15 protein-coding genes are annotated in these 26,170 nt (G+C 60.1%); all 15 read right to left on the bottom strand.

Translation table 11 applies throughout. The features are described 5' to 3' along the window. Positions 1-251: 251 nt before the first annotated feature. The 15 genes from U367_RS0100195 to U367_RS0100125 all read right to left on the bottom strand — a co-directional run bounded on the left by U367_RS0100195 (position 252) and on the right by U367_RS0100125 (position 25,856). A complete protein-coding gene (locus tag U367_RS0100195) occupies positions 252-518 on the bottom strand; it encodes a hypothetical protein (protein WP_028615236.1) in 267 nt (88 codons plus the stop codon). A gap of 562 nt (positions 519-1,080) precedes the next feature. Further along, positions 1,081-1,488, bottom strand: coding sequence for an Imm63 family immunity protein (locus U367_RS0100190; protein ID WP_028615235.1), 408 nt, complete (start codon positions 1,486-1,488; stop codon positions 1,081-1,083). A 1-nt stretch (position 1,489) separates the two neighbouring features. Then, positions 1,490-9,742: a two-partner secretion domain-containing protein gene (locus U367_RS01000000129810; protein WP_084651037.1), complete on the bottom strand. Its 8,253-nt coding sequence runs from the start codon at positions 9,740-9,742 to the stop codon at positions 1,490-1,492. A gap of 31 nt (positions 9,743-9,773) precedes the next feature. Beyond that, positions 9,774-11,495 (bottom strand): ShlB/FhaC/HecB family hemolysin secretion/activation protein, encoded by a 1,722-nt coding sequence (locus U367_RS0100180; RefSeq protein WP_032864021.1) that lies wholly within the window; start codon positions 11,493-11,495, stop codon positions 9,774-9,776. 366 nt (positions 11,496-11,861) lie between these two features. Further along, a complete protein-coding gene (pgaD, locus tag U367_RS0100175; protein WP_028615233.1) occupies positions 11,862-12,344 on the bottom strand; it encodes a poly-beta-1,6-N-acetyl-D-glucosamine biosynthesis protein PgaD in 483 nt (160 codons plus the stop codon). Positions 12,345-12,346: 2 nt separating this feature from the next. After that, positions 12,347-13,687: a poly-beta-1,6-N-acetyl-D-glucosamine synthase gene (pgaC, locus tag U367_RS0100170; RefSeq protein WP_028615232.1), complete on the bottom strand. Its 1,341-nt coding sequence runs from the start codon at positions 13,685-13,687 to the stop codon at positions 12,347-12,349. Between the two features lie 2 nt (positions 13,688-13,689). Further along, the gene (gene pgaB / locus U367_RS0100165; RefSeq protein ID WP_028615231.1) at positions 13,690-15,687 is read right to left on the bottom strand and encodes a poly-beta-1,6-N-acetyl-D-glucosamine N-deacetylase PgaB; all 1,998 of its coding nucleotides are present in this window, start codon (positions 15,685-15,687) and stop codon (positions 13,690-13,692) included. Between the two features lie 12 nt (positions 15,688-15,699). Beyond that, complete coding sequence (gene pgaA, locus U367_RS0100160; RefSeq protein ID WP_028615230.1) at positions 15,700-18,180, bottom strand: poly-beta-1,6 N-acetyl-D-glucosamine export porin PgaA; 2,481 nt, start codon at positions 18,178-18,180, stop codon at positions 15,700-15,702. A gap of 300 nt (positions 18,181-18,480) precedes the next feature. After that, positions 18,481-19,977: a YdgA family protein gene (locus U367_RS0100155; protein WP_028615229.1), complete on the bottom strand. Its 1,497-nt coding sequence runs from the start codon at positions 19,975-19,977 to the stop codon at positions 18,481-18,483. Positions 19,978-20,124: 147 nt separating this feature from the next. Next, positions 20,125-20,757, bottom strand: coding sequence for a hypothetical protein (locus tag U367_RS0100150; RefSeq protein WP_028615228.1), 633 nt, complete (start codon positions 20,755-20,757; stop codon positions 20,125-20,127). A gap of 81 nt (positions 20,758-20,838) precedes the next feature. Continuing rightward, complete coding sequence (locus U367_RS0100145) at positions 20,839-22,281, bottom strand: efflux transporter outer membrane subunit (protein ID WP_028615227.1); 1,443 nt, start codon at positions 22,279-22,281, stop codon at positions 20,839-20,841. Further along, positions 22,278-23,168, bottom strand: a complete 891-nt coding sequence (locus U367_RS0100140; protein ID WP_028615226.1) for an efflux RND transporter periplasmic adaptor subunit — start codon at positions 23,166-23,168, stop codon at positions 22,278-22,280. The genes U367_RS0100145 and U367_RS0100140 overlap by 4 nt, the downstream gene beginning before the upstream one ends. Continuing rightward, positions 23,165-23,374 carry a DUF1656 domain-containing protein gene (locus U367_RS0100135; protein WP_010214247.1) on the bottom strand — a complete coding sequence of 70 codons (210 nt, stop codon included), beginning with the start codon at positions 23,372-23,374 and terminating at the stop codon, positions 23,165-23,167. The genes U367_RS0100140 and U367_RS0100135 overlap by 4 nt, the downstream gene beginning before the upstream one ends. Next, a complete protein-coding gene (locus tag U367_RS0100130) occupies positions 23,371-25,449 on the bottom strand; it encodes an FUSC family protein (RefSeq protein ID WP_028615225.1) in 2,079 nt (692 codons plus the stop codon). Before U367_RS0100130 ends, U367_RS0100135 begins: the two co-directional genes overlap by 4 nt. Next, positions 25,446-25,856: a MarR family winged helix-turn-helix transcriptional regulator gene (locus U367_RS0100125; RefSeq protein WP_028615224.1), complete on the bottom strand. Its 411-nt coding sequence runs from the start codon at positions 25,854-25,856 to the stop codon at positions 25,446-25,448. Before U367_RS0100125 ends, U367_RS0100130 begins: the two co-directional genes overlap by 4 nt. Between the last annotated feature and the right edge of the window lie 314 nt (positions 25,857-26,170).

Genomic DNA, 26,170 nt, shown 5'->3' with positions numbered 1-26,170 from the left:
GGGATCTACGAAAAGGTTCGGGGTTGTATCGGCAAGATGCGTAGTTGAGCACAGAAATCAAGATCTACCCGCGTCGCCATCACATCACACCCGTGGTCCGACTTTTTTCTAAAACAGGTAGCAACTGGAGGTACGGGGCACGCGCGAGCAAAGACTGTAAACAGGCGACTCAACGGTCGTTCCATCGTTGCTGGAGACCCAGCGCACAGCCGGCCAGGAACACCAGAACAACGATTACCCCATTCAGTCGTTTACCCCTCCCCACTGTCAGACTTACTTCTCTTACGATCTTTCAACCATGACTGCACCAAAATGCCTGCGCCAACAGGAAGTGCGTAAGCGAAAACACCCGGAAAGAGATCAACAATATCAGCCCAACCAAAGCGCCATACATCACTCTTTGAATAATTAATCAGCGCCCCCAAAAATTTTGCAATCACCCCCATCAACAGAAATAACAAAAACACATAAATCAATAACAATATAAATGCCTGCACCCTTGATCTCGGCTTGATCACTTCTTATCTCCAGCAGTGGTTATAACGCCGTTAATAACTTCAGAACCGTAGGCACCCAGACTGCTTCCAAGAATTTCTGACGAGCCACCTATATAGCGAAAATGGGGACGGATTTATTTAGGCTTGGCGCTGATCGGCAAGTAATTACTAAATACATCTGTATTCTTCCTCTGCGCTGAAGACAGCAGTTAAAAGACATAACATCCTTTTACGTTAGACGTTTCGTATCTCCATGACTTTATTAGCCGATCCGCAGCGACAAAAACCGAATATCGACAATCTCTAATCCAAGTTATGTAATACCGTTTGCCTCCGCTTTCATCAACAACCTTATCAAACGTCTTGTTCTTATTTACAGGCGACCAATATGAGTCGCCACAGCCTCGCGTGCAGTCCTTGTAAAGATGGGAATCAAAATGAGTACCTACCCAGAGATTCATTCCATTTTCCCAATTGGAATGGGAAGGTGCGCACCCCCCCAAGGCCGACAATAATACTGTTAGCAGCCATTTACTAATTTTCACGTTCTTTCTCCGCTTCGATTTGCAGACGACACTTATCATCAACTATCTACAAACGGGTTGGAGAGCAGTACCGCATCAAGTTCATCCGACGCCTTTCTTGCCCACTCTGGATTAATTTTATTAAGATCTGAAATATACTTTTCAAACATCACTCTTCTGGAATCCCTTCCAGCAACTCGATGATGAAGCTCATACTCAACGGCCATCTCAAAAGCCACACCACTTATTATCAAAAAAAGCAGCTCATCCAAGGAGCCCGCATGTTTCCTGAAGACCTCACATCCTCTTTCTGAAGAAACATAATCAAACCCATCATCTTTAAACTCAACGTGGGGGCTTCCGTCCTCAGGGGAGCGGTCTCTGACCAACAGCAACGACTTCGGCGCTCCTAGTTTCTCGCCTATCAACCCGACTGAACGTTGCAGATCATCCAACCCAGAAGCCATATTAATTTGTTCTCCTCAGATAACCTTCTTGAATCAATCTTTCAACATTATATCTTTCAGCAAAGTCGGGCAAAATTTGAATGCCACCCCCTGGCTCACCAAACGCCGGGGCAATCTCACCTCTTACAACAGGAAGCGGCTTTACAACTTCGTATTGATAATAATCCGTAGATCTTGAGCCCGGAGCCAAGGCTCTCTGCTCAAAGGGCACGCCTTGAGGTGACAGGAAAGAACCCTTCGGTGAACCATAACGATCCAACTTTGTGCCAATTGGCAGTATGCCCTGCTCGCGCGCACCCGCAAAACCAAGATCCTTCGGCCAAGCCCATCCCCCGTCGCCAGCCTTAAATTGATCATAGTAAGAGTAACCCCCGGCTTCGTTGTCTGCCGTTGCACCAATCGAAGGCTGCCCTCTTGTAGTGTCGACAACCTTTGACGGAGAGGAACTGCCTTTAATAACTGATGAAAGCTCCCCTGATAACGCCTTACCCCCATAATGCGCCGCTGCCAACTCCGCCAGCGATTCAGCAGCCCTGTAGCTAAGATCGCCAAGGGGACTCGCCTCTCCAGGATATTGCTCTGGGTGGAGCGAAGCTAGAACTCGGTCCCCCTCCGTAGAGATGTAAGGTGCACCGATCTGATCGTATGAATTGGCGGCACCTGCAAACGCGACCGTTCCGAAAGCACCCAGGGTGAACGGAGCAGCGCAACCAACAATGGTCACACAGGCCGGCGAGGATCCGACCATACCAATGTAAGAAGCGGTGCCGGCACCCGCGCCACCCACCGCGCTTGTGACGTGCCCGAGATTCGTAAGTAGCTCATCATTCGCGCTAAGGGCGTCGTCTACTCGATCCTTGAAGGTGTAATTGAACTGCCCTGTACTTTTGAGTAATGCAATTTCCTCGGTATACCCCTGCCCCTGATTTTCCAACTCAACAAGGGCTTTGTAATTCTTGTCATCCGGAGGAACAGATGCACTGCAATGGGTCAATGCACATGCCGCTGCGTCATATCTCGCCTTATTTTCTGGGTCGCGTCGACGTAGCTCATCGAGTGCAACGGTCTGCATTTCGTGGAGCGAATGGTTGTACTGCGTGGCATTTTTCGCCACCCAACCTCCCTTCTCCAGGGATTTGGCGTCAGCATCTTTCTGTGTAGCTGCCGCGAGAACGCCTACCACTTGTGAGCTCATGGACAGCAGGGTTTTGTCACCTTTAACCAAGGCGTTCAAATGGCCAACCACCGCTTCATTGACCCCGGCGGCCAGCGCTCCCGTTTTAAAATCGCCCCCCGTCGCCTCCGCAAGCAAGCCCCCGACCATTGCGTGCACAATGATTTTCGGCGGGTAACCATCGGTCAAACGCCCTTTGGTGTAGTCGCCTACCGCATTGAAACTCACCGCCGCCAACGTATTGAACAGCGCACTTTTCAACGCCTCGCTGCCACTGCCGCCCTGCCCCAATGCCTTGCCAACCAGCATTGACGTGCCGTTTTGCAAGGTCTGACTGGCCGCGAACTGGCCGACTCCGGTCCATGTATTCAACGGCGGGGAAGTGATGTTACCGGTTGAGTAGTTGGTCTCTGTGCCGGTCCAACCGTCGAAGTAACTAGCCGTCAGGCCCGCAGTAGCACCGGAAATCACGTACCCCTTCATCGCATCCGAAGAGGTCACGTCCTTGAACACAGCGCCCAAGTTGCCACGGTTATTGATAACGCTGACCGTTGCATTTGTCGCGGCGCCTGCTGCAACGGCGCCGGCCGCAGCGGATATGCCGGCCGCCGTTTCTGCGGAAATTGTTCCGGCGGCGACCATGCCGCCCGTCGCGGTGCCCATGGCACCTGCTGCCAGGGGGCCAACCACGGCCGCCATCACAATCGCGATAATGATCTGCGAAGCCGGACCCAGGCCTGAGTTGCTGTATTTAAAGCTGTCATGGATTTCCTTGACCTGCCTCCAGTCCACATCACCGCGCTTTTCGGCATCCTTGAGCCAGGCTAATTGCGGGTCGGCCTTGACCATTGCATCAATCGACTGGCTAACGGTGTCCTGGTTGACCTGGTTGATGTCGATCTTCAAACCATCGACGGCTTTGATCGCCACATTGCCTTGGGCAATCAGCTGGCTCTGGCGCACGGTTTCATCTGTGTTGCCCTTACCTTTGGAGGACACCCAGAACGCGTTGTTGTTGGTTTTCTCGTGGCTCTCTTGATGCAAATCCTTGACGGCTTCAAACGTGATGGTGCCACCGCTGTCCAGGGTGATGTCCTTACCACTTTGCAGCTTGGCAAGCTGATAGGTCTGGTCGCCTGCACTTTGGAGTATCAGGTTGCCGCCAGTCTTGATTTCAGTGCCGACGTTGGTTATGCGGGTGACCTCGTCACGTTGGGTCTTCTTGGAGCCCCAACCACTGTTTTTCTTCATGTCGTACAGCGTGTGCGTGCTGTTCTCAGCCGCCAGCAGACTCAACTTATCTGCGCTATACAAATAAGCCTCATTCCCCGCACTGATTTTGCTCGCCACGATCGTGGTGTCACGCTCCGCCCGGCTGACAAAGTTCCCACCCGCCGTCAGTACGCTCGCCACTTGAGTGGTCTGCTCGTCTGCAGTCTTGATGCGTTTCTTGCCGTCCTTCTCCTTGCCCTCGACGTTATGCACATCGCTGACCGACGCCACGTTGAAATCGCGCCTGGCGTCGACATTGATATCTTTGCCAGCAGTGGCGGTGCTGCCGATGATGTTTACATCCTGACCCGCCTTCATGTTCAGGTTGCCCCCCGCCGTGACGGTGGCGGCAAGGTTTTTGACGTCGGTGGTGATGGTGGACTTGTGCCCGCCGTCGCTGAACTCATGTTTCACGCTGGTATCGCTGGCGGCAATGAGGCTGAGGTCGCGGCCGGCGACGAGGTTGGCGTCGTTGCCGGCGACCAGGGCGCCGCGGTTGGTGAGATCGCGGTGGGCGTCCATGGCCAGGTTTTCGCGGGCGACGATGGTGCCGGCGCTGGTGTCCGTGAGGGTGCGCATGCCGGCGCCGTCACGCACCTGGATGGCGGTGGTGTCGTTGGTGATGTCGCCTTTGAGCGTGGCGAGGCTGACTTGCTTGCCGCGAATTTCGCCGGCCATGGCGTTGCGGATACTGTCGTCGGCCAGCAGGCTCAGGTTGTTGCCGGCTTCGACCAGGCCGCCGGTGTAGATGCTGCCGCCAGTGCTGGCTGCAGAGAGGTTGTTGCTGGCGCGCAGGGTGCCGACGTTGACCAGGTCGCCACCGGTGACGAGGTTGAGGTCGCGCCCCTGGATCAGGCTGTTGCCGCGTACATTGCGCGATTCGGCCTGGGCCAGGTACAGCACTGGGACGAGGACTGTCTGGCCGTCGACCACGCGGTTTTCCATCCACACAATGTCGTGGGTCAGGGCGCCGACCTGCTGGCTGGTAAGCGTCACACCGAGGCTCAGACGCAGGGCGTCTTTGCTCGCGAGGGCGTTGTCCATCAAGTAGCGGAATTGGTCGGCGTCGCTGTACAGCCCGCCAGCGAGGAAGCGCTGGCCGGTCTGGGCGAGCACCGCGTCGCGGATCAGGCGGGTTTCGTATTGGCCGTCACCGAGGCGACGCCAGGCGTTGTCGGCGCTGAAGCCAAGCTTGCCGAGCATGTAGTCGGAGCTGAAGAAGCCCGTTAACGAGGTGAACTCGGGGTTGGTTTCGATCAAGTAATGGCTGGTGGGGTCGGCGTTTTTAACGAACAAACCGTATTCGCCCTTGGGCAGCTGGAAGTTGGGCGCAGTGGTGGGGTCGACCGGTGCGAACGGTGTGCCCGTGTAGTCCACGGGTACGAATCCACCGCCGGGCGCGACACCGGCCACTGGCAGCACGCTGCCGGGCGCCTGGGCGCTGGCGTCGTTGGCGTGCTTGCTCAGGTTGATGTTGATGCCACCGACAGGGATGCCAGTCTGGTCATCGCCCAGGGTGCCGGTGAGTTGCGCCAGGGTGTTTTCGTGCAGTGTGCCGTTTTGCAGGGTACGGGCGACGTTGAGGTTGACGGTGCCGCCGGCTTGCAGGGTGGCGCCATAGCCCGGGCCGGCATTGTCGGTCCAGGTGGTGACGTTGCTCACCTCAGCGAAACGCGCATCCGAAGACCGCGCCTTGAGTGCTTCGAAGCGCGCCAGGTCAAAGTTGCCCGCAGCGACAGCGGCGTTGAACGCCGGAATTTCGACGTACTCCGTCTGGTCCCAATAGCCAAGGTCGATCCTGCGCGGCGTACCGATGACGATGGTGTTTTGACCCGTGCGCGTACCCGCGCCCTGGTTGAGCAGGTCATTGGCGACGATGCCCAGGTTGCCATTAGCGGCCAGCAGGCTGTAGCGGTTTTGCACCATGTCTGCCTGGATCAGCAGATCCTTGCCCGCCACAAGACGAGCGGGTGCCGAATCCTTGATCGCTGATTCGAGGTAGGTCTGGTAGATGTTGATTTGGCCGCGCTTGAACGAATCATGCCCGTCGCAATGCTGGCCACATAGCCACTCTACACGCCCACCCTGCAGGGTTTGCCCGAGTTCGAATTCGGCCTTGGCGTTTTCCACAAACGCCGCATTGATGCTGATATTGCCGGCACTTTCTACGGTGCCGGACAGGTTGCTGAAGCCGGCAGCAGGTCCGCCATTAATGGCGGCAAAGCTGAGGTTGCCCTGGCTATAAACGTCACCGTAGGTATTGCCGAAGCTGTTGCCACGCAAGATCATTTCGCCGCCACTGAACAACAGTGAATCGGCAGCATTGGTGATGCCGTTCGACGCCAGCAGGTTCACCGCACCCTGAGCGCCCAGGGTTCCGCGGTTATTGATCTGCGCCGCCGCAATATCCAGTTGCTGACGTGCGGTCAGGAAGCCAAGGTTATCCAGCGTACCGCCCAGGTTCAGTTGAGTATGGCTGCCCGCCAGGCGCCCGCCGTTCTGGCTGAGGTTATTCGCCGTCACGCTGAGATTTTTCAACGCCGACACACGACCACTGTTGGTGATGTCGCCGGCAGTGGTGATGCTCAAATCACCATCGCTGAGCAGCTCGCCGCCGTTGTCGAGGCTGGCGACGTCGAGGATCAAACCCTTGCCGCTGGCCATGCGGTCGCCAGCCTTGAGGGTCAGGCCCTGGGCGCTTTTGTAGGTAAGGACTTCGTTGAGTTGTACCCGACCGAGGCTTTCGACTTTACCGAATGCCCAGTCAGCGGTGCCCATGCCCTGGATGTTGCCTTGGCTGCCAGTGAGTCCGGCAGTGTTGATATGGAACAGGCCACTGCCGGCGTGCTGCAACATGCCGCCCTGGTTATTGAGGTTCGCGGCGTCGAGGCTGAAAGCCTGGCTGGCGAACTCCAACGTACCGTTCTGGTTGTTGACCTGGCCGCTGAAGTCGAGGCTGCTGTTGGCACCACCCAATGCGCGCACCTGGCCGCCGGCGCTGTTGTCGAGATTACCGCCGACGAGGGTCAGGCCTTGGTTGGCTTCGATCAGGCCCCCCTGGTTGGTGAGGGTGTCGCGTGAGGTCAGGTTGAGCAGGTTGCCGCTGATCTGACCGCTGGCGCTGTTGTCGAGGGTCGCACCACTGACGGTGACTTGTTCTTTGCCGAACAATTTGCCGCCACGGTTGGTCAGGGCTTCGACTGTCAGTTGCAGGTCGCCCAGCAAGCTCGCCATCAGGCCACCGCTGCCGTTGTCGGCCGTGCCGGCGGTGACAGTCAAGGTATCGCCTTGCACGGTGCCACCCTGGTTATCCAGGCTTGCGGTGTTCAGTTCGGTGTGCGCCCCGCCGCTGAGGATCAGGCCTTTACGGTTGGTCACACTTTGGCCGCTGTAGCCCAGGCCCAGGTTGCCGGCCAGCAGTTGGCCGTTGTCGTTGTTCAAATGCTGGGCTGCGATGTCCAGGCGCTTGCCGCGCAGGGTGCCGCTGTCGTTGTTGAGCGTGGTGAGGGCCTTGACCAGAATACTGCGCTCGCCGGCGTCGATCACGCCGTCGACGTTGGTCAGCAGGTCGCTGACATTGAAGGTGATGTCACCGCCATCGCTGACCAACGCGCCTTTGCTGCTGTTGTTAAGGTTTTGCGCGGTCACCTCGACCGTTTTACCGAGCAGGGTACCGGCGCTGTTGTCGAGACGCTCGCCTTGCAGGTGCAAGAGGCCTTCGCTTTGAATGCGACCTTGGGCGTTGAGCAACTGGCCCGGGCCTTTGAGCAGCAAGCTCACGCCTTCGGTGCCACCGGCCAGCAGGCCGGCGTTGCGGTTATCCAGGCCGGAGGCGCGCACGTCCAGCTTGTCGCCCAGTACGCGGCCGGCGCGGTTGTCGATGTCCCCTGCTTTGACGTCAAGCAGCAGTTGCTTACCGACGATCACGCCGCTCTGGTTGTCCAGGTTCGCGGCGTGCAGCTCGACATCGCCCTGCCCGGCTTGCAAGCGGCCCTGGGCGTTGTTGAGCTGTTGCGCAGCGGTCAGCGTCAGCTTGCCAGTGTTGGCGCTCAGTACGCCGCCTGCGTTGCTGCTGAGGTTGCCGGTCTTGACGGTGAGGTCGGTGTTGGCCTGGGCAAAACCCTGGTTGTTGTTGAAGCTGTTGGAGGCGGTGAGGTTGAGCGCGCCACCGTCGGCCTGGATCAGGCCCTTAAGGCTGTTGTCGAGATCGATGGCATTGACTGTGGCGGTCTTGGCCACCAGCACGCCATTCTGGTTGTTCAGCTTGCCGGCGTTGACCGTCAGCTCGTTGGCGATGACTTGGCCGCCACTGTTGTTCAGGTCCGCACTGCTCAGTACCAAGCTGCCACCGGCCATTTCGATACGGCCCTGGCGGTTGTCCAGGGACGCGCTGTCGAGCGTGGCTGCCTGGCCATCACCGAAGCGGATCAGGCCGCCGAGGTTGACGATGGCCGGGGAGTTGATCACCAGGTTTTGTTCGCCGAACAGGCGCGCGTTGGCACCCTGATTGGTCAGTTTGGCGCTGCTGACGCTGACGCTCTTGGCTTGGATGATTGCACCCTGGTTGGTCAGCGCTTGCGCGGCAGTGATCGCCAGGGCGCGACTGGCCAGCAAGTTGCCAGTGGTGTTGACGGTTTGCGCATTGATCACCAGGTCGCCGGTGGTGTTTCGACTGTTGTCGGGCGCGACACCCGCTTCGATGATGCCTGGGTTGGTGACCGTGGCCGCGTTGATCTCGATACGTTGGCCGGCAGCCACACTCTTCTGGTTGATCAGGGCTTGGGCGCTGGTCACCTGCACAGTGCCGGTGGCGTACACCTTGTCGGTGAGGTCGACGTTCTTCGCGGCGACCTTGACGTTACCGGTGGCCTGCGTTTGCGCCATGCTCAGGCGCCCATTGGCATCGATCTGGATATCGCCGCCGCTGGCCGCGAGCGTGCCGTCAAGCTTCACCCCCACACCGGCTTCGGTGCCCACCAGCTTGATCGCACCGGCATACATGCCGCCCAAGGCCGAGGAATCAATCGCCAGCTCTGGCTTGGTGCTGCCGTCATCGGCGCGCGGAGTCGCGTTCAGTGTTCGTGCGTCCACGTCATTGCGACCGGCGATCACGGTCAGTTCGCGTGCGTTGATCTGCGCGTTGATCTTGGCCGAGCGGGTGATGATTTCGAAGCGATCGACGTTGCTCGCGTTCAAGCCCTGGCCATCGATGGTCACGGCGCCGCCATCCACCTGGTAGCGCTGCAACTGGCCGTTCGCGTCAAGCACCGGCTTACCGGTGGTCAGGGTGACATTTGGCGTGTTGATGAAACCACAACCGCTGCAGGTGATGCCGTGGGGGTTGGCCACGATGACCTTGGCCGATTGCCCCGCCACTTCGGTGAAGCCGCGCAACTGGCTGGGGTTGCCGCCGTTGACTTCGTTAAGGATGACGCTGGCTGCACCGCCCTTGAGGTTGGGGTTGCCGACGATATAGCCGCCCAACTGGGTATTGGTCACGGCACCCGTGGCATTGTTGAGAATCACCCCGTTGGGGCCGACGTTGTAGTCCTTGAACTGGTTGTGGGACAACCCACTGCCGTTAGGCGTCGCGATGTTCACCACCGGCACGCCATTGCCCGCCGCGCCAACGGTGGTCCCCGGCGCACTGACTACGATCCCCTCAGCCTGGGCCAGCAGCGGCTGCCAGAACAGCGCGTTGGCAAGGACCAGCACCAGCCCGCGCTTGGGCAGGCCGAAGAACGAGTTGCGCGGCATCAATGCAGCGGAAGGTTGGCGGGCCAGGAAGGCAAGTTGGCGAACATCCATTTTCAGATTCTCGTTGCTGCGGGGCGTTTAATTACAGGAAGAAATCCATACGGAAGTAGATCGGCGCTTCGCGCTCGCTCATCACTGCCGGGCGTTCCAAAGAATGCGCAAAGGTCACGCTGGTGCTCAGGTTCTTGCCGCGGGCGAACAGCTCCAGGGAGTTACTCGACACCCGGCCATGTACACCGCCGTTATAGCGATCATTGCTGATCACCCCTTGGTCGTAGCCGACGCTGGCGCCGTATTCAGCAAAAGCCGGGCGCAACCAGTCGACGGTCACCGCACGGGCCCAGCGCACTTCGTTGCGCCAGTAGCCGCCGCTATCGCCAATCAACTGCTGATCCTTGAAACCACGCACCGAGGCCGAACCACCCAGGCTCATGCGCTGCGGGCTAAACAAAATGTCTTCACTGCGTTGGCCGGTGGCCAGGCTGGAAAAACTGAACGACTCGCCCCACAAGGCGAACGGTTGCAGATAGCTGACGGTGGCGGTGTATTTGCGGTAGCGCGCATTGGGTTGGCGATTACCGAACGGGTCGCGCTCATCTTGAGATTGCGCGTCGAACAAGCCGATGCCGTTCTGCATGCCCAGGTCGACGTTGACGAACGCGTTGCCGATACGCCGCCCGTGGTTGATGCCCAGTTGCAATTCGCTGAGGCGGTTGCTGCTTGGCTTTGTACGGGTGTCGAGGATGTAGTTGTTGGTGCGCAGGTGTGCAAGGCCCACGTTCACCGATGTCTTGCTCACGTCGTCACGGTGGATCACCCGTTCAGCGCGCAGTTGGTGGTTCTGGTTGTCGCCGTTCTGTTTGAATTTGAAGTCGTCGACCCTGCCATAGGTGCGGTAGTCGCTCTCGCTGTAGGTGTAGCTGAAGTTCCACCAGCCCCACGGCACGTTGTAGTAGAGCATGCTGTTTTTTGAAGTTTTCTGGTGGTCACTCACGGCGTCGTGGCCGCCACGCAGTACCAGTTGATCGGCCAGGCCCAGCGGGCTGTCCCACTCTAGGCCGGCTCCCCACTGCTGCTCGCCGGTACTTTTCTGCCCATCGTTATTGCGCGACAGACTGGCGCGCCAGGGTTTTTGCGGGGTGTTCTTGACCACCACTTCACTGCCGCCGATCTGCGTACCGGGGGTCAGCTCCATCTGAGCCTGCTTGGAGGGCAACCGGTTGAGCTGGTCGACCAGTTGCTCGACTTCACGCAGGTTGAGCGCCTCGCCAACCTTGCCGGGAAAGGCCATCGCCAGCTCACGGTCGGTAACGGTACTGCCTTGTGCGCCTTTCAAGCCTTCGAGCTTGCCTTCCACCACCAACACTTGCAGGTGACCGCTGGAAAGGTCTTGCTGCGGCAGATAGGCACGGCTGGTAACGCGGCCTTTTTCGATGTAGTAGTCGGTAATGACCCTGAGCAGTTCGTTGAGCTGCGACACGCCCAGGCATTGGCCCGTGTAGGGTTTGAGCAGGCGTGCGCGGTCTTCGGCAGACAGACTGTCAGCGCCCTTGAGTTCGATGTCTTTGATCGGGAAGCAACGTGTGTCGGCAGGCGTCGCCGGGGCCTGGGGCCTGGCTTCTTTACCGGGCAGGTCCTTGAGTTCTTCGAGACGCCGGCGCTGCTCTTCAAGCAGGCGGTTCTGCCGATCGCGGATCAGGTCCTGATCCCCGGGCGTGGGGGCGGCCATGGCACTGTTCAGGCCCAAATAAGCGAGCATGAAAGTGCATAGCAGTAACCGAGTCCGTGGCAATAACGAAGACATATTCGATCCATCGAAAATCAAGGGGCGGCAAACTAACACCTAACTTCCGACAACTCAAAAAGCCGAGCTAGTTGGACATTAGTACTAATTAGTCATGCAACATATTGATTTATAACAACTAAAAATTATCAAAGAGAAAAGCTGACGGGCCATGGAATTTTTATTCCGACAGGCGGCAGCACTCTTGATAGCGATTCATCGGAGAACTTATAGATTGCCATTAATTGGCCATCAACTTCTTGCCGAGTTAGGTTAGTATCGGAAAAAGCAGAAAAGTTCGCGGCATTTTTGTGAATTGGATCCCATTTGTCGGGATTAAACCGAATCGTTCCCACCTTGCATGGGAACGATCCTCCAGCGTTCGCCTTAACTGGCGTCTTTGCTCTGATCCTTGGGAGGCACCAGGGTCAGCCCCGGCTTCTCGACATCGCGGGAGACATGGGACTTCACTTCCGCCACACCCCCCTCCTCGTCGTTATGGATCACCAGCACCCCAGGCTTACGCAACTGCTCCAGATCCCCTTCAGCCAGGCTGAAGCTCTCGCTCAGGTTCTTGTCGGTCAGCGCCTTGGCCTCGGCGCGACGCTGGGCGAACTTGCGGCCTCGGCGCTGCTGGTAGCGCGCCCAGCTGATCAGGATCACAGCGTTGAACAGCGCAATCCACAGGTAGATCTGCAGGGTGTTGAGCGCGGCAAAAATCGGCGCATCGATACGCGGGCCATCATGGGTCTCCAGCATCGAGCTGATCCCACGTGCCAGCAACCAAATCAGGCCTGCCCAGGCCATCAAGGTCAACAACACATCGATGATCCACATCACCGTACGTTGGCGAGTTCTGACCAATTTCATGATCACGCCTCCTCTTCAGTGGGTTTGATGCCGCGATCCGGGCTGACCCAGCGCGCACGCTTCTGATGCTGGTTGAACAGCACCTTGGGAAAACTGACCAGGGTGGTGAACAAACTGACCAGCCAGAACACCATCGGGTACCACACGGTCCAGAACAGGGTTTTCCACAGGTCCTTCTCGTAGCGGCGGTCGATGATGATGCTGACGGCGAACTGCAGCAGGCACACCATCGCCAAAACCAGCCCGGTAAACGCCGGTGGCATCAGGGAGTCGACCGCAATCGCTTGCGGCAGCGGGATGAATTTACCCACGCCCCAGAAGATCACCGACAACAGGAAGGTGAACGCCCAACCGGTGGACAGGCAGTATTCGAACAACAGCGGCCACAGGTAGCGATGACGCCATTGCCAGATGCCACGGATATTCTTGAACAGCACCTCAGCGCCACCCTGGGCCCAGCGCAGGCGTTGTTTCCACAGGCCGCCGACGGTTTCGGGCATCAGGATCCAGCACAGGGCGCGGGGCTCGTAGAAGATGCTCCAGTGATCAAGCTGCAGCTTCCAACTGACATCGATGTCCTCGGTGATCATGTCGGTGCTCCAGTAGTCGATGCGGTCCAGCGCCTTTTTACGGAACGCGACCACCACACCCGATACCGTGAAGATCCGCCCGAACACTCGTTGCGTGCGCTTGATCAAACCGATGATCGAAGAGAATTCGCCGACTTGCACGCGGCCGATCAAGGTCGAGCGCGTACGGATGCGCGGGTTGCCGGTCACTGCGCCAAGGCGGGGGTTATCCAGCATCGGCGCTACCATATAGGCTGCCGCGTTTTTATCCAGCAACGCGTCGCCGTCGATGCACACCAGGTACTCGCTACGCGCCGCCACGGCGCCCATGCGCAAGGCCACTGCCTTGCCCTGGTTCTGCGCCAAGTGCAACACACGCAGGCGCGGGTTCTCCAGCGCCAGGGCGTCGAGTACCGCGGCGGTGTTGTCCTTGGAGCCGTCATTCACCGCGATCACTTCGATGTTCGGGTACAACTGACCCAGTGCCGCATGGATGGTATCGGCGGCGTTATCCCCTTCGTTGTAGCAAGGGATGATGATCGAGATCAGCGGGTTACCGGCCAAGGTAGGTGCCGGTGTGTCCTCTTCCCACGGCCAATGGCGCTCCCAGTGCAGCCAGAAATACAGGCCGCCTGCGATCCACAACGCCGACATGAACAGCGGGTAGAAAAACACGAAGTCCATCAGGAACTGCCCGGTGACCAGGAAGATCAGGCCCAGGGGCACACCCAATACCAATGCCAGCACGAATAAAGCCAAGAGTCTGTCGAACATGGTCAAGGGTTCCATTGGTTGGAAATGGCCGGACGCACCGTCTTCAGGTCCGGGGAGTTTTCCAGGAAGTTGTCCGGGTAGTAGCCAAAACTCGTGACACCCTGGCGCTTGAGTACACCCATCCATTCAGCCATCTGTTTGGCGTCGATGTCCGGGGCGGCCTTGGTGCGCCAGTCTTTGGCTTGCAGTTCGAACACCGTGCGTTCCATGGCGCCGGGGCGCGCCTTGACCGTGGCGACCAGCTTCTCCAGCCAGGCGTTGGAGTTGCTGTACTCCTGGCCTTCCATCAGCGGCATGGCCATGGGCGCGGTCCAGTCGTAGGTCTGTAGGAAATCATCAAGGTTCTGCGCAAACCAGGCTTCGCTGCCGGGGTTGAGCATCGGCTCGGCGAAGATATTGCGCGCGGTCTGTATCTGCGGCCCACCGATGGCGCGGACCTTGGCGGTCAGCTCCTTGGTGAAGTCGATCAGGTAGCGGCTCTTGAAACGAGTCCAGCGTTGCATCACGGCCGGATCGGCACGCAGCGCCTCAACGGTGTTCGGCAGGCCAGCAGCGGCATAGGCCTTGAGCGCGGCGGGGCTGGCATCTTCGAAATCGTTGAACACCGCATCATCGTGGTACAGCACACCGTCGATCGCGTTGTTGCGCGCCAGGTCCTCGTAGATCTCACCGATGATCTTGCGCACCTGCGGGTCAAACGGCGACAGGCGTTTGTACTGGTCTGGATCGAGGCCGACCTTGCCAGTTTCAGGGTCCCAGCGCGTTACGCGTGGCAGCTTGGGGTCGAGGGCAAAACTGAGTACCGGCATCCAGGCGTACACCGCAGCATGGGCACGGGTGTGCAACTGCCAGGAGACGCGGTTAAACAGGTCGGCGCGTACCGGCAAGTGGCGGTTGGGGAAGTACACCGAATGCACCAGGCCATCACCCTTGGGATCGGCGAAGGCTTGCAGGAACACGGTGCCGGCGCCCATGTCCACCACGCGCTGTACCAACTGGTCGAGGTTGCGTGCCTGTTGAGCCGGGTCCGGGTCGTAGACGTTATCCAGGTCCACATGCAACACGCGCATCGGCGCCTTGGTTTGTACCGCGACCATGCTGTTGGCGAAATGCTCGCCGTCCGGGTCGGAGGCCACCAGGAAGCGTGGGCTGTTCATCAGGTCACTGGAGCTGTCGAGGCCATCTTCCAGGGTCAGGGCCATCTGGTAGCCCTGCTCGCCAATGATCGCCAGCGAGGTGCCTTTGGCGGCACCGTAAGGCCATACCCACACCCGCGGTTTCTTGCCGGTGACCTTTTGGATCTTGTTGGAGATCGCGGCAACGTCAGCACGCATCCGCGCATCGAACTGCGCCTGGCTTTCATAACGCCCAGTGGCCGGATCAAAACGCAGCGAGGTCGCCGCCGGCTCCAGGTTGCCCTGAGGGTTGGCCAGGATGCCTTTGTGGTTGTTGTCGGTGTGCGCAGCGATTTCCACCAGGCCCGATTGAGACACTTCGCGGATCTGCTGCCAGGTGAGGAACTCGCCACGCGGCCGTGGCTGGCCTGCGAAGTCCACTGGCTGGTTCATCGGCGTGTCGATCCAATAGCCTACCGGCGCCAGCAACGCTGGCCAACGGTAGGCGCGCAGGATCGGCATTACGCGGGTATAGAAGCTGGAATAGCCATCGTCGAAACTGAGCATGATCGCTTTGGGTGGCAACTCAGGCCCACCGTTGCGAGCCGCCAGGATCTGATCGACGCTGACCGCCTTGTAGCCGTTCTCGCGCAGCCAGGCCAACTGTTCGATCAAACGCTCGGTGCGCACCGCCACCACCGCCTGATCGGGGTCGCGATCCTCGACGTCGTGGTAGGCAATGCCCAGGAAATGGTTTTTCGGCCACGGCGCTTCGTTGGCCGGTGTCGGCCGCTCGGCGGGTGGAGTGAAAGGCGCGGGTTGCTGGGCACAGGCACTGGCCAGCATTACGCCCAGAATCAACAAGCAACGGCTGAGGACGGTCATGGTCAGGCTCTTCTAGAAACGGTAAGTGAGGTCGACGAGCAGACGCAGATCGCGTTCGCGATCGCCGTCGTAAGGTCGGCTGATCAGGCTCAGGTTGGCGCCGGCTTCCAGGACATCGTTCCAGCGATAGCGTTGGCCGTAGCCCACCAGACCGATGCCACCCGTGGAATAATCCTGCTGGCTATACGTACCCGCACCGACCTGGAACTGCTGACTCCACTGGGTCTCGTAGCGGTGATAGAGCACATGGTTGATGTTGAGGACAGGCAACACGGTGAAGTCTGACTTCGGGTTGAAGTAGACCGTGTCTTCCTTGCTGTTGCGGCTGGCGCCGACTTCCAGGCCCAGGTCCACTTGCACTTTCGGCGAGCTGTAAAGGCCTTCTCGGCCGCTGAGCAAGGCCTCGAAACGATCGTTGCCGTCACTGAAATGGGAGGGGCTGAGGGTCAGCTTCCACTCGCGGCTTTCATTGGCGCGCCAGCGGATGAAACCGCTGCCACCGTTGGCCGTAATTCCGTCATTCAATGCCCGCAATGGCGTGGTGGACAGGAGGTAGCCGAGGCTACCGCCGTATTGCCAGTTGTCGTTGATGTCGCGGGCAATCGACACAGCAGCGCCTTGTTTGGAGCCATCGCCGTAGGAGTGGTTGGAAACCTCGGCTTCAATCGTCATGTCGCGGGTCCGACGCTCTACGCCGACCACTTGCCAGCGGTGATGGCCGGTGCCTTCCTCAAAGTCGGCGGTGGCATAACCGGCACCGGCGAACAGGCGCCAGTCTTCGTCGATAGGCGGCGTGTAGATACGGCTTTCAATGCCCCAGTCACGGCTACCCGAGACGGCACCGGCGTCGCCGTTGTTGCCGCCGCCGAAGCTTTTGCCGGTGTAGGCCTCGACGCGCAGCTCGGCCATATCATGTACATCGCGCAGGCGTTTGAGGCGCTGCACCTGCCGGTTGTCGGGGTTACGGGCGACCACGTCGTCGGTGAGGATGTCGAGTTGACGCCACTCCTGCAGGTCCAGGGCCGTGAAGCCTTGGGACATCTCCAGGCCGATGTCACGCGGGCTTTGCGCTTCAGTTTCCTTGAGCGATTGCTCGGCGCGCCGTGGCCAGTCGCGGGCGCGGTACATCTCGGCTTGCGCCAGGCGCAGGCCGATGCTGCCAGGCGCCTTGCCGACCAGTTCTTCCAGGGCCTTTTCGCTGGACGGCAGGTCGGAACCATAGGTGCCGGCCTGAGCGGCCAGTTGTTGGGCGTCCATCCACTCATCGTTAGGGTTGCCGATGGGCAATCCCTTGAGTTCAACCCGGGGTTTCTGGCTGTCGGCCAAGTTCTTGGCGACCGCCCGCGCTTCATCCACTTGGTCGTTTTCGAGCAAGGCGTAGAACAAGGCGGTGCTGTCTTCAACGCGGTCGCCCACGTCCGCATCGGGAGCGCTCAGCGCTTGGCGATACAACGGCGCAGCCTTTTCCGGCAGGCGCTGGTCGAGGTAGGACGCGGCTACCCAACGCACCGCATAGGTGGGCAGCTGCACACCCTCGGCCTGGAGGGTTTGGTACTCGCGGATCACCTCGGCAGTGCGCGCCCGCGCCTTGAGCGCACCCAGGCGGTCGATGCGCCAACGCACCACATCGTCTTTGGCCGTAGGGTCCGGGGTCCAACGGGCAAGGAGCTGGTCGTACCCCTGCAAGGCGCGATCAGCAATCACATAACGCTCTTTCTCGGTACGCGTGGCGAACTCGGCCATGCGCACGCGCTCAGCGGCCAGGTCACCTTCGAGGCGACGCTGGGTCACCGGATCGACAAGACCAGGGCGCTGAGCCGACAGGCGCAACGCAGGCTCGGGCAGACGTGCTTTTTGCAAGGCGGCAACGTATTCGCGAGCCACTTCCGGCTTGTCACCGGCGCGGGTAAACGCCTGGTCGAATTCAAACAGCGCGTCGTACTGCAAGCCCGCGCGCGTCAGCGCATAACCCAGTGCCATACGACGATTCGGATCATCCGGCTTGGCGGCCACCAGCGCGCGAGCGCGTTGCACCGCTTCGCTGGCTTTGCCGCCGTCAGCCTGGGTAAGGGCCAGGCCCAGTTGCAGGTCGACATTGTTCGGCTCACGCAGCAGTGCCTTGCGGTAAACCGCCTCGGCCTGTGCCCACTGCTTCTGATTGCGATAAGTCCGCGCGACCGTAGCCAGCGCCTGGGCGGTCAAGTTGCGATTCTGCCCCTGTGCCTCGTATACCTTGAGCACTTCGGCATCCTGGCCGGCCCAACCGGCGATCACCAGGTGATCGCTGATCTGGCCTGGCGTCTGGCGCTCGGCAGGCAATTGACGCAACTGAGTCAGGGCGGGTGTGAAGTTGCCATTGCGCGCCTGGATGATCAGGGCGTCATAGGCCGGGTCGGCCATGGCGAAGGTGGGCATCAGCAACTGGCTGCACAAGGTTACCCCGATGAGCAGCCGTAACCGGCCTGAGGCACTGAGTGGGAGTGTTCGCAGCATATCGTGAGCTTCCTTACACACGGAAAGCTGTAACGATAGGTGGTCCTGAGCGGTTTGCATCAGGGTGTCGGCGTCTCGTGACCCGACCTAGCTTTCCTGTATGAACTATCCCCGACACCTGTATGAAAAAGGACAATTCATAACAATTGTTCAGAATTGCCCTACGAATCTGAAAAGCCAATGGGGGAGCTGGGTTGCCTGCAATGAAGGGTGGCTAATCGACATGAGCGCCGACCTTTTGACCCTTATCGCGGACAACCCCGCTCCCCCATTAATTATTTCTGGGCGATGGCGAAATCTTTACTGCGCGCCGCCAACCGCACCGGCTTTGGACATCACGAAACCGATGAATTGCTCGACGGTCATTTTCTGGCCGTTGAAGGTCACTTCATTGTTGGCGTAATGCAGCTTGGACACCACGTCGCTGCCGACCAGGGTTGCCAGCTGTGTGCCTACCGCCATACTGCTGACCATTTCGCTGGCCATCTGGGATTGCTGCTCGATGGCTTTAGGGTCGGTCACGCCACCGACCTGCGCTTGCAGAGCGGCAACGTCGGCAATCATCGGCTTGGACAGGGTCAGGTTGGCGTCCAGCAGCGCAACCATCTGCTTGCCCAGTTCAACCGGCGGCAGTTCCATGGACGTAGGCTTGGCCAGGTCTACCACCAGGTTGAACTTGCTTTCACCGTGGGTGGTTTTCAGGGACAGGTTTTCCAATGCCAGGTGCGGCTTGGCGGCGAGCAACTGGTTGACATTGGCTTCGGCCAGGGCTTGCTCGGCTTCGGTCAGTTGCAGCTCAGGCACCGGTTGACCGGCGGCGGCAGCGGCTTGCACCGGCTGCATCTTGTCCTGATACAGCTTGGTCAGCACCAGGCCCGACGGCACGTCGATGTTTTTCAAGCTCACGGCCATGGCGGCAGAGCCGACCGGTTTGCCCTGATAGCCGATCTCGTCGATCTTGTAGTCGACGCGGCCGGACATGTTGTTGTCTTTGACTTCGCTGGTGTCTTTCTGCTCAAAGCCCTTGAGGGTCATCACCGCTTTCTGCGGGCCGAACGTGAGCTTGGTATCGGTCAGCTCAACGGTGTTCTGCCCGGTGTAGAAGCCGAAGGTGGATTTTTCCAGGTTGCTGGCCACGGTCAGGCCAGCGAACTCGGCGTTGAACGGCGCGCCATTGGCATCGACTACGTCCAGCTTGAGGCTGTTCATGTAGCCATCCACCTTGACCTTCTTGCCCTCGGCGGTGCTGTCAAAGTCCAGGTTCAGACCCGAGAAGTTCACCGAGGAGGTCTCGTCCTTGAACTCCAACGGCAGCAATTCGAGGTTGCCGGTGACCGAACGGCTGTAGCCGATATTGGCCACGCCTTTGAGCGGCGACACGTCTTTGGCAGCGGCGAACCATTTTTCGGTGGTGGCGTTCTTCTCCAGTTCGAAATGACTGGTGGCCATGACCGGGAGCCACTTCAGCGACACCAGACGCGAGAAGGGCAGCGGACCGTGTTCGATATGATCGACAAACAGCAGCTCGGGGTTCGGGTTCTGCTCGCCGAAGAACGAGCCTTGCCCCTTGAGGCGGTAGTGCGCGGTGCTGCTGAACAGGCCACGGTCCAGGGACACCAGCTCCAGGTTAACGGTACCGTCGACACCGGCCATGGAACGTTGCAGCTCCTTGTTGGCGTCCTGCACCGCCGTTTGCAGCACGGGCTCCAGTTGCTTACCGGTGTACCAGGCACCGCCTGCACTGACGACGCCGACGGCGACAACGAAACCCAAAAGAACAACGGCTGGCTTATTCATGAAGTGACCTGATCAAATCCTGTGAGAAGTGGGCTGTCTTCCTTGAACCCCGTGGGGGATTGGCTCAAGCCCGCCGAAAACGGGGGAAGATTAGCACTGGCGGCCGCGAACGGCCCAGCTTTTCAGAGGGATCAGTTCGGTACTAGTTCACGAATACTCCAGTTCAATTTCATCCAACTGGTGGTCGAAACTCTTCAGGCGCGCCGTCCAGGTGTACACCAGCACCTCAAACTCGCGGTGTATCACGGCATTGCCAGGGGTGTCGGCCTTGGGGTCGCAGAAGTCCAGTTGGTAGCGCTCGCGCGCCATTTGCGTGGCCACGTCGGACAATTCCCGCGCGTTATTCAGCCAGTGCCTACCGTCCGCGACCTGTTGATCGAGGGCCACGCACTGTTTCTTCAGGACTTCGAGGCTTTTTTCCAGGGGCGTGCCGGTCAGGTCGCCCATGACTTCCTGGAAGGTGCGCCCCGGTTGCCAGTAGCTGCCCCAGAAGTAGCGGTCGAACACGGTCTCGACCCGGCGCAACGCGACCTTGGTGTCCCAGATCGCCACGCGGGTCTTGCCTTGTTCGAGGAGTTTTTTCTTCACCCGTTGATTCTGGTAGGAGGCCCACGCCACGACGCCGATGGACAGGGTGCCGATCACCAGGCAGGCGCTGTCGAGAAACACCATCGCCTTGTCGAGTTGGTGAGCCAGCATGACGCCGTAGAAATAGGTAGCCGACAACAACACCAGTGCAAAACACACGCACCAGAAAGCGGGAGCATAAGGGTTTTTCATTATTGGAATCCCCATGAGCAAACGCGAACGTTGACCGGCGGGCCATCACGGGAGCCCGCCAGTCAAAGCATAGCTATTTGCTCAGGGTTTGCTGGCCGGCGCGGGTTGCGTTCGTCCGCTTTCCCAGCCGCCGCCCAAGGCCAGGAACAGATCGATCTGGCTCATGGCAACTTGGGTGTTGGCCGCTGCCAGTTGCGCTCGCACATCGGTATAGGTGCGGGTGGCTTGCAGGTCGGCAAGGAACGATGCGCGGCCGGCCTGGAAGAAGCGATGGGTCTGCGCTGCCGCTTCCTTGGCCGACTCGCCGGCTTCGGCCAACGCGTCGCGGCGTTGCAGTTGCGCGGTGTACTGCGCAAGGCCGGTCTGGGTTTCACGGATGGCGTTGAGCACCACCCCGTCAAAATGCGCCAGGGCGCCCTGGGTGGCGGCCTCGGCCTCGTGGACGCGCGCGCGGGCGCCGTTGGTCGGGACAGTCCAACTGATCATCGGGCCAAAGCCCCAACGGTTGGTCGCAGGCTGACCAAGGTTTTCGAGCAGGCCAACAGTGCCCACCGTAGCGCCGATGCTGATATCCGGGTAAAGCGCGCCAGTGGCCACGCCGATACGCGCGGTAGCAGCGGCCAGTTGACGTTCGGCCTGGCGCACATCGGGACGGCGCTTGAGCAGCGTGGCGCCGTCGCCTACCGGCAACAGCTGGGCGATATGGGGCAATTCGGCGCAGGTGCCGGCGCCCCCGGGCAGTTGGTCCACCGGCTTGGCCAGCAACATCGACAGGCGGAACAAACCGGCCTGGCGCGCCGCTTCGTAGCGCGGCATATCGGCACGCAAGGATTTGTATTGGGTTTGCGAGCGCGTCACCTGGGTTTCATCACCGCGCCCGGCGTCGCGCAAGCGCTGGGTCAACTGGGTGCTTTGGGCTTGCAGGTCTAGGGACTCGTTGGCGATCGCCAATTCTTCGTTCGCTGCACACACTTGGGTGTAGGAGCGCACGACATCGGCCACCAGGGTGATGCGCGCGATATCGGCAGCGGCCTGGGCTGCGTCGGCAGTGGCCTGGGCGCTTTCGATGCCACGTTGCAAGGTGCCGAACAGATCGAACTGATACGAGGTGGTAATCCCCACGCTGCCGATGTTACCCACCGGGACTTTGTCGGCCAGCAAAAACGCTTCGCCGGACTCTTGCAGGCGCTGGGCCTCCGCCTTGGCGCCGAGGCTCCAGCCGCCTGCGGATTCAGCTTGTTGGGTCTGATAGCGCGCACGCTGCAAGTTCGCAGCCGCCACGCGCAAGTCAGTGTTCGACGCCATGGCCTGGCGCACCAGCTCATCCAGGCGGGGGTCTTTGTACAACTTCCACCAGTCGGCCGGTACCGGCGTCGACACCACGTTGTTGCCCTCACCGGCGATTTGCCCTTGCAGGTCGCCACGATTGACCGCGGCTTTATCCGGCAGCGAGTAATCCGGGCCCACCGCCTGGCAGGCCGACAGCAACACGCCCAGCGCGGCGGTGGCCAACAGCTGCTTCATGGCTGGTCTCCGTCTTTAACCTTATCGCCGATGATCGAGACGGTGGCCGTACGCCCGGCGATCATGCGGAAGTCCGCCGGCACATCATCAAAGGCGATGCGCACCGGAATCCGCTGGGCCAGGCGCACCCAGCTGAACGCCGGGTTGACGTTGGGCAGCAGGTTGGAGCCACTGCTGCGGTCGCGGTCTTCGATACCGGCAACGATGCTTTGCACATGGCCGCGCAGGCGGGCGTTGTCACCGATCACACGGATGTCCACCGCCATGCCGACGTGGATGCCGTCGAGCTTGGTCTCTTCGAAATAACCATCGATATGGAAAGAATTGCTGTCGACCACCGACAACACCGGACGCCCGGCGGTGACGAATTCCTGGGTGCGCGGCGCACGGTCGTTGACGTAACCGTCCACGGGGCTGCGGATCACCGAGCGGTCGAGGTTGAGCTGGGCGGAATCCACCGTCACCTGGGCTTCGGCCAGGGCCGACTGGGCACGGGCGACGCGGGACTGGCTTTCTTCCAGTTGCTCGCTGGGCACCAGGTTGCCGAGACCACGGTTACGCTTGTACTCGCGCTGAGCCTGCGCCAGGGTTTCCTGGCGGTCGGCCACGGCGGCCTGGGCTTGGCGCAGGGCCAGCTTGAAGCGGTCCTGGTCGACGGCGAAGAGCACTTGGCCCTTGGTCACCAGCTGGTTGTCGTGCACGTCCACACGCTGGATCAAACCGGACACGTCCGGAGCAATCTGCACGATGTCGGCACGGATGTGGCCGTCACGGGTCCAGGGGGCAAACATGTAGTACATGACCATGCGCCACACCACGACGACCGCAAACGTCACGATCAACAGCGTGAGGACTACACGGCCGATGGTCAAAAAAGGTTTTTTCATGTCATCAGGTATCGACTGAGTGAGTCCACCGCGCCTAGCAACAGCGCGTAGAGCCCCACATTGAACAATGCCCGGTGCCAGACCAGGCGATAGAAGTGGAGCCGGGTCAACAACCCGTGCACCACCAGGAACAACACATACGTAATGCCCATCAGCACCAGCAGCGTAGGCAGGAACACCCCGCTGATATCCAGATCACCGATCATAAAGGCGCTCCATCAGGCAGCGGCGCTTCCATCTCGGTGCCGCCAATAAATTCCACGCCCGGCAGCAGTGACAGGCGCAAGCCCGCCAGCGCATGCAAAAGATGCAGGCGGGTGTCGTCTTCGTCTTGCAGGCCTTGGCCGTTGAGGGCTCGGCGCGTGCGGTCCAGGGTCATCAGCAGACCGCTGGGCGCGGGCAAGCGTTCACCGGCCTTGAGGCACGCCTTGAAATAGCCGCCCACGCCTTCCACCACCTGGTTGAGCAACACCCGTGGCACCCCGAGGATGCGCGGCGAATAGGCCAGCAGGTCGAGCAGGTTCAGCGCCACGCGCAAATCGCGCAGGGCGGTGCCGGTGTCCTGGTTGATCAGGGCCAGGCGCGGCAGGTGTTGCATCAGGCGGTCTAGCATCTGCGCGGCCATGTGCCGGTGTTCGGCCAGGGTCGCGGGCTCGGTGAGGCTGACGATGTCGCGCCAGCTGAAACGGGTCAGGCGCTTGGCCGCCAATTCAGCGCCGAAGGGCCGCGCGATCAGCGTCCACACAAAGGCAAACAGCAAGCCCACCGGCCCCGCCAGGTTGACGTTGGCGAAGTTGAGGAAATCGGCGTCATAGGCGCCCTGGATGCTGATGAACGACGAGGTGTTCACCAACGTCAGCAGCATGCCCAGGTAGAAACGCGGCTGCACGGTGAGCGTGCCGATGCAGATAAACGGCACGGCAAACGCCAGCACCAGCATCGGGAAGTCGTGCAGGTTGGGCAGCACCAGGAACAGATAGAGGCTGGCAAACAGCACTGACATGGCGGTCCAGAAAAAGAACCGATAGATCTGTGGCGCCGGGTCATCCATCGAGGCGAAAAAGCTGCAGGCGACAGCGGCCAGGATCACCGCGCTGCCGCCGTCGGTCCAGCCGAGCAGGATCCACAGCACCGAGGCGACGATGATCGCGGTGACGGTGGAGAACGCCGAGTAGAACATCAACCCACGGTCGAGGAACGGCGTGAGCCGGCCCAGGCGCCAGTGACGGTACACGGCGCGCCAGGTGTCCTGGCTCTCGCACTGGATGGCAGCTTGCAGGCTGCGGCAGTCTTGCCACAGGTCGATCCACTCTGCGAGACGATAGAGCGCATTGGAGAACAGCAGCGTGTGCCGGTCATCTAGCGCTTCGCCCTGGGGTTGAGCGGCGTCGACCTGGTCGCGCAGCACGCGCCAGCGTTCAAGCGGGGCTGTTTCGGTGGTGCTTTCCAGCCAGGCGTTGGCGGCCTCCAGCAACGGTGTGAGCTGATCTGCGAATTCCGGGGCGCGGTGTTCAATCGCGTACACCGCATCATCCAGGGCATCGATCACCGGCAGCAGGTGGATCATGCGCCCGCGCAATTCCTTGGTGTTGCGCACCGTCTGCGGCCGCGCGCCTTCGTGGGGCAACTGGCCGATCATCAATTCGAGGGTGTTGAAGGTGGCGACCATACCGCCGCGCAGCGTGCTGATTTCGTCGGGCTCTACATTGCGTGTGAGGAACCGCTGGCTGTAGACCTGAGCGTCGGCAAACCACTTGGCCACCGAACCATCAAACACCGGCATCAGCCGGCGCGGCCAGAACATTGCGCCCACCACTGCTGCCACTGCGATACCGAGGAAGATTTCTTCGGTACGCGCCTCTGCCACATCCCACACCGCCAGGGGGTTATCCACCACCGGCAGGGCGATCAACGGCAAAGTGTAGCCGGCGAGCATCAGGGCGTAGTTGTTGGCCGTGCGCAGGTGCATGGAGAGGAACAGCAGGGTGCCCGTCCACAAGGCAATCACCACCACCAGCATGTAGGGCGACTGCACGAACATCGGCACAAAAAGAACGGCCGCCGCCGCCCCCATGAAGGTGCCGATGGCGCGGTACAGCGCTTTGGAACTGGTAGGGCCGACAAACGGGCTGGAGACGATATACACCGTCGCCATCGCCCAATACGGACGCGGCATTTGCATGAGCATGGCGATGTACAAGGCAATCATCGACGCCGCGAAGGTGCGTACCCCGTAGAACCAATCACGGGCAGGCGGGAAACCGGTAAAAAATCCGTTCAAAGCGACGCTGCCTCGAAAGCGCGCAGCACTCGCAGCGCGGCCTCCATATCACCTGGGGTCATGTCTGCCAGCACTTCCTTGCGCAGCCGCACCAATTGCACCTCCACCGCTTGCACCAGCTCGCGGCCACGCTCGGTGAGGCTCAGGGCCTTGGCGCGGCGGTCGTGAACGTCTTCGGTGCGGCACACATAGCCGTCGGTACACAGCCGGTCGAGCAAGCGCACCAGCGACGGGCTTTCCATCCCCGATGCCTGGGCCACTTTGACCTGGTGCACGCCGTCGCCCAAGCGGCCGATCATCAACAACGGCACGGCGCAGGCTTCGGAGATGCCGTAGCTCACCAGCGTGGTCTGGCAGATTTTGCGCCAGTTACGGGCGCCCACCACCATGCTGCTGCTGAGGTTCATCTGGAGTTGTTCGAGGGATTGAGGCACTGGATAGTTCGCATACAGTTAGTTTGCTAACTATCAATATGGTGGATGGATCCAGATGCGTCAAGTTTTGAAACAATTTAGCGGATGGGTGGTGGTCGGTGCGTCGGTACAGAATTTACTAACACCGCAAAACTCTGTGGGAGCTGGCTTGCCTGCGATTGCGGTGGGCCACTCGAGGTATATGTCGACTGACACTCCGCTATCGCAGGCAAGCCAACTCCCACATTTAGATCGGGGCTTGGCCCGTCCGGGTCTTAGCGTGGGGAGACAGGCGCGTGCGTCAGAAA

Origin of the sequence: Pseudomonas canadensis (assembly GCF_000503215.1) — a bacterium.
Classification (GTDB): domain Bacteria; phylum Pseudomonadota; class Gammaproteobacteria; order Pseudomonadales; family Pseudomonadaceae; genus Aquipseudomonas; species Aquipseudomonas canadensis.
Note: the sequence above shows the minus strand (reverse complement) of the source record. Positions and strands in the feature narration are given on the sequence as shown.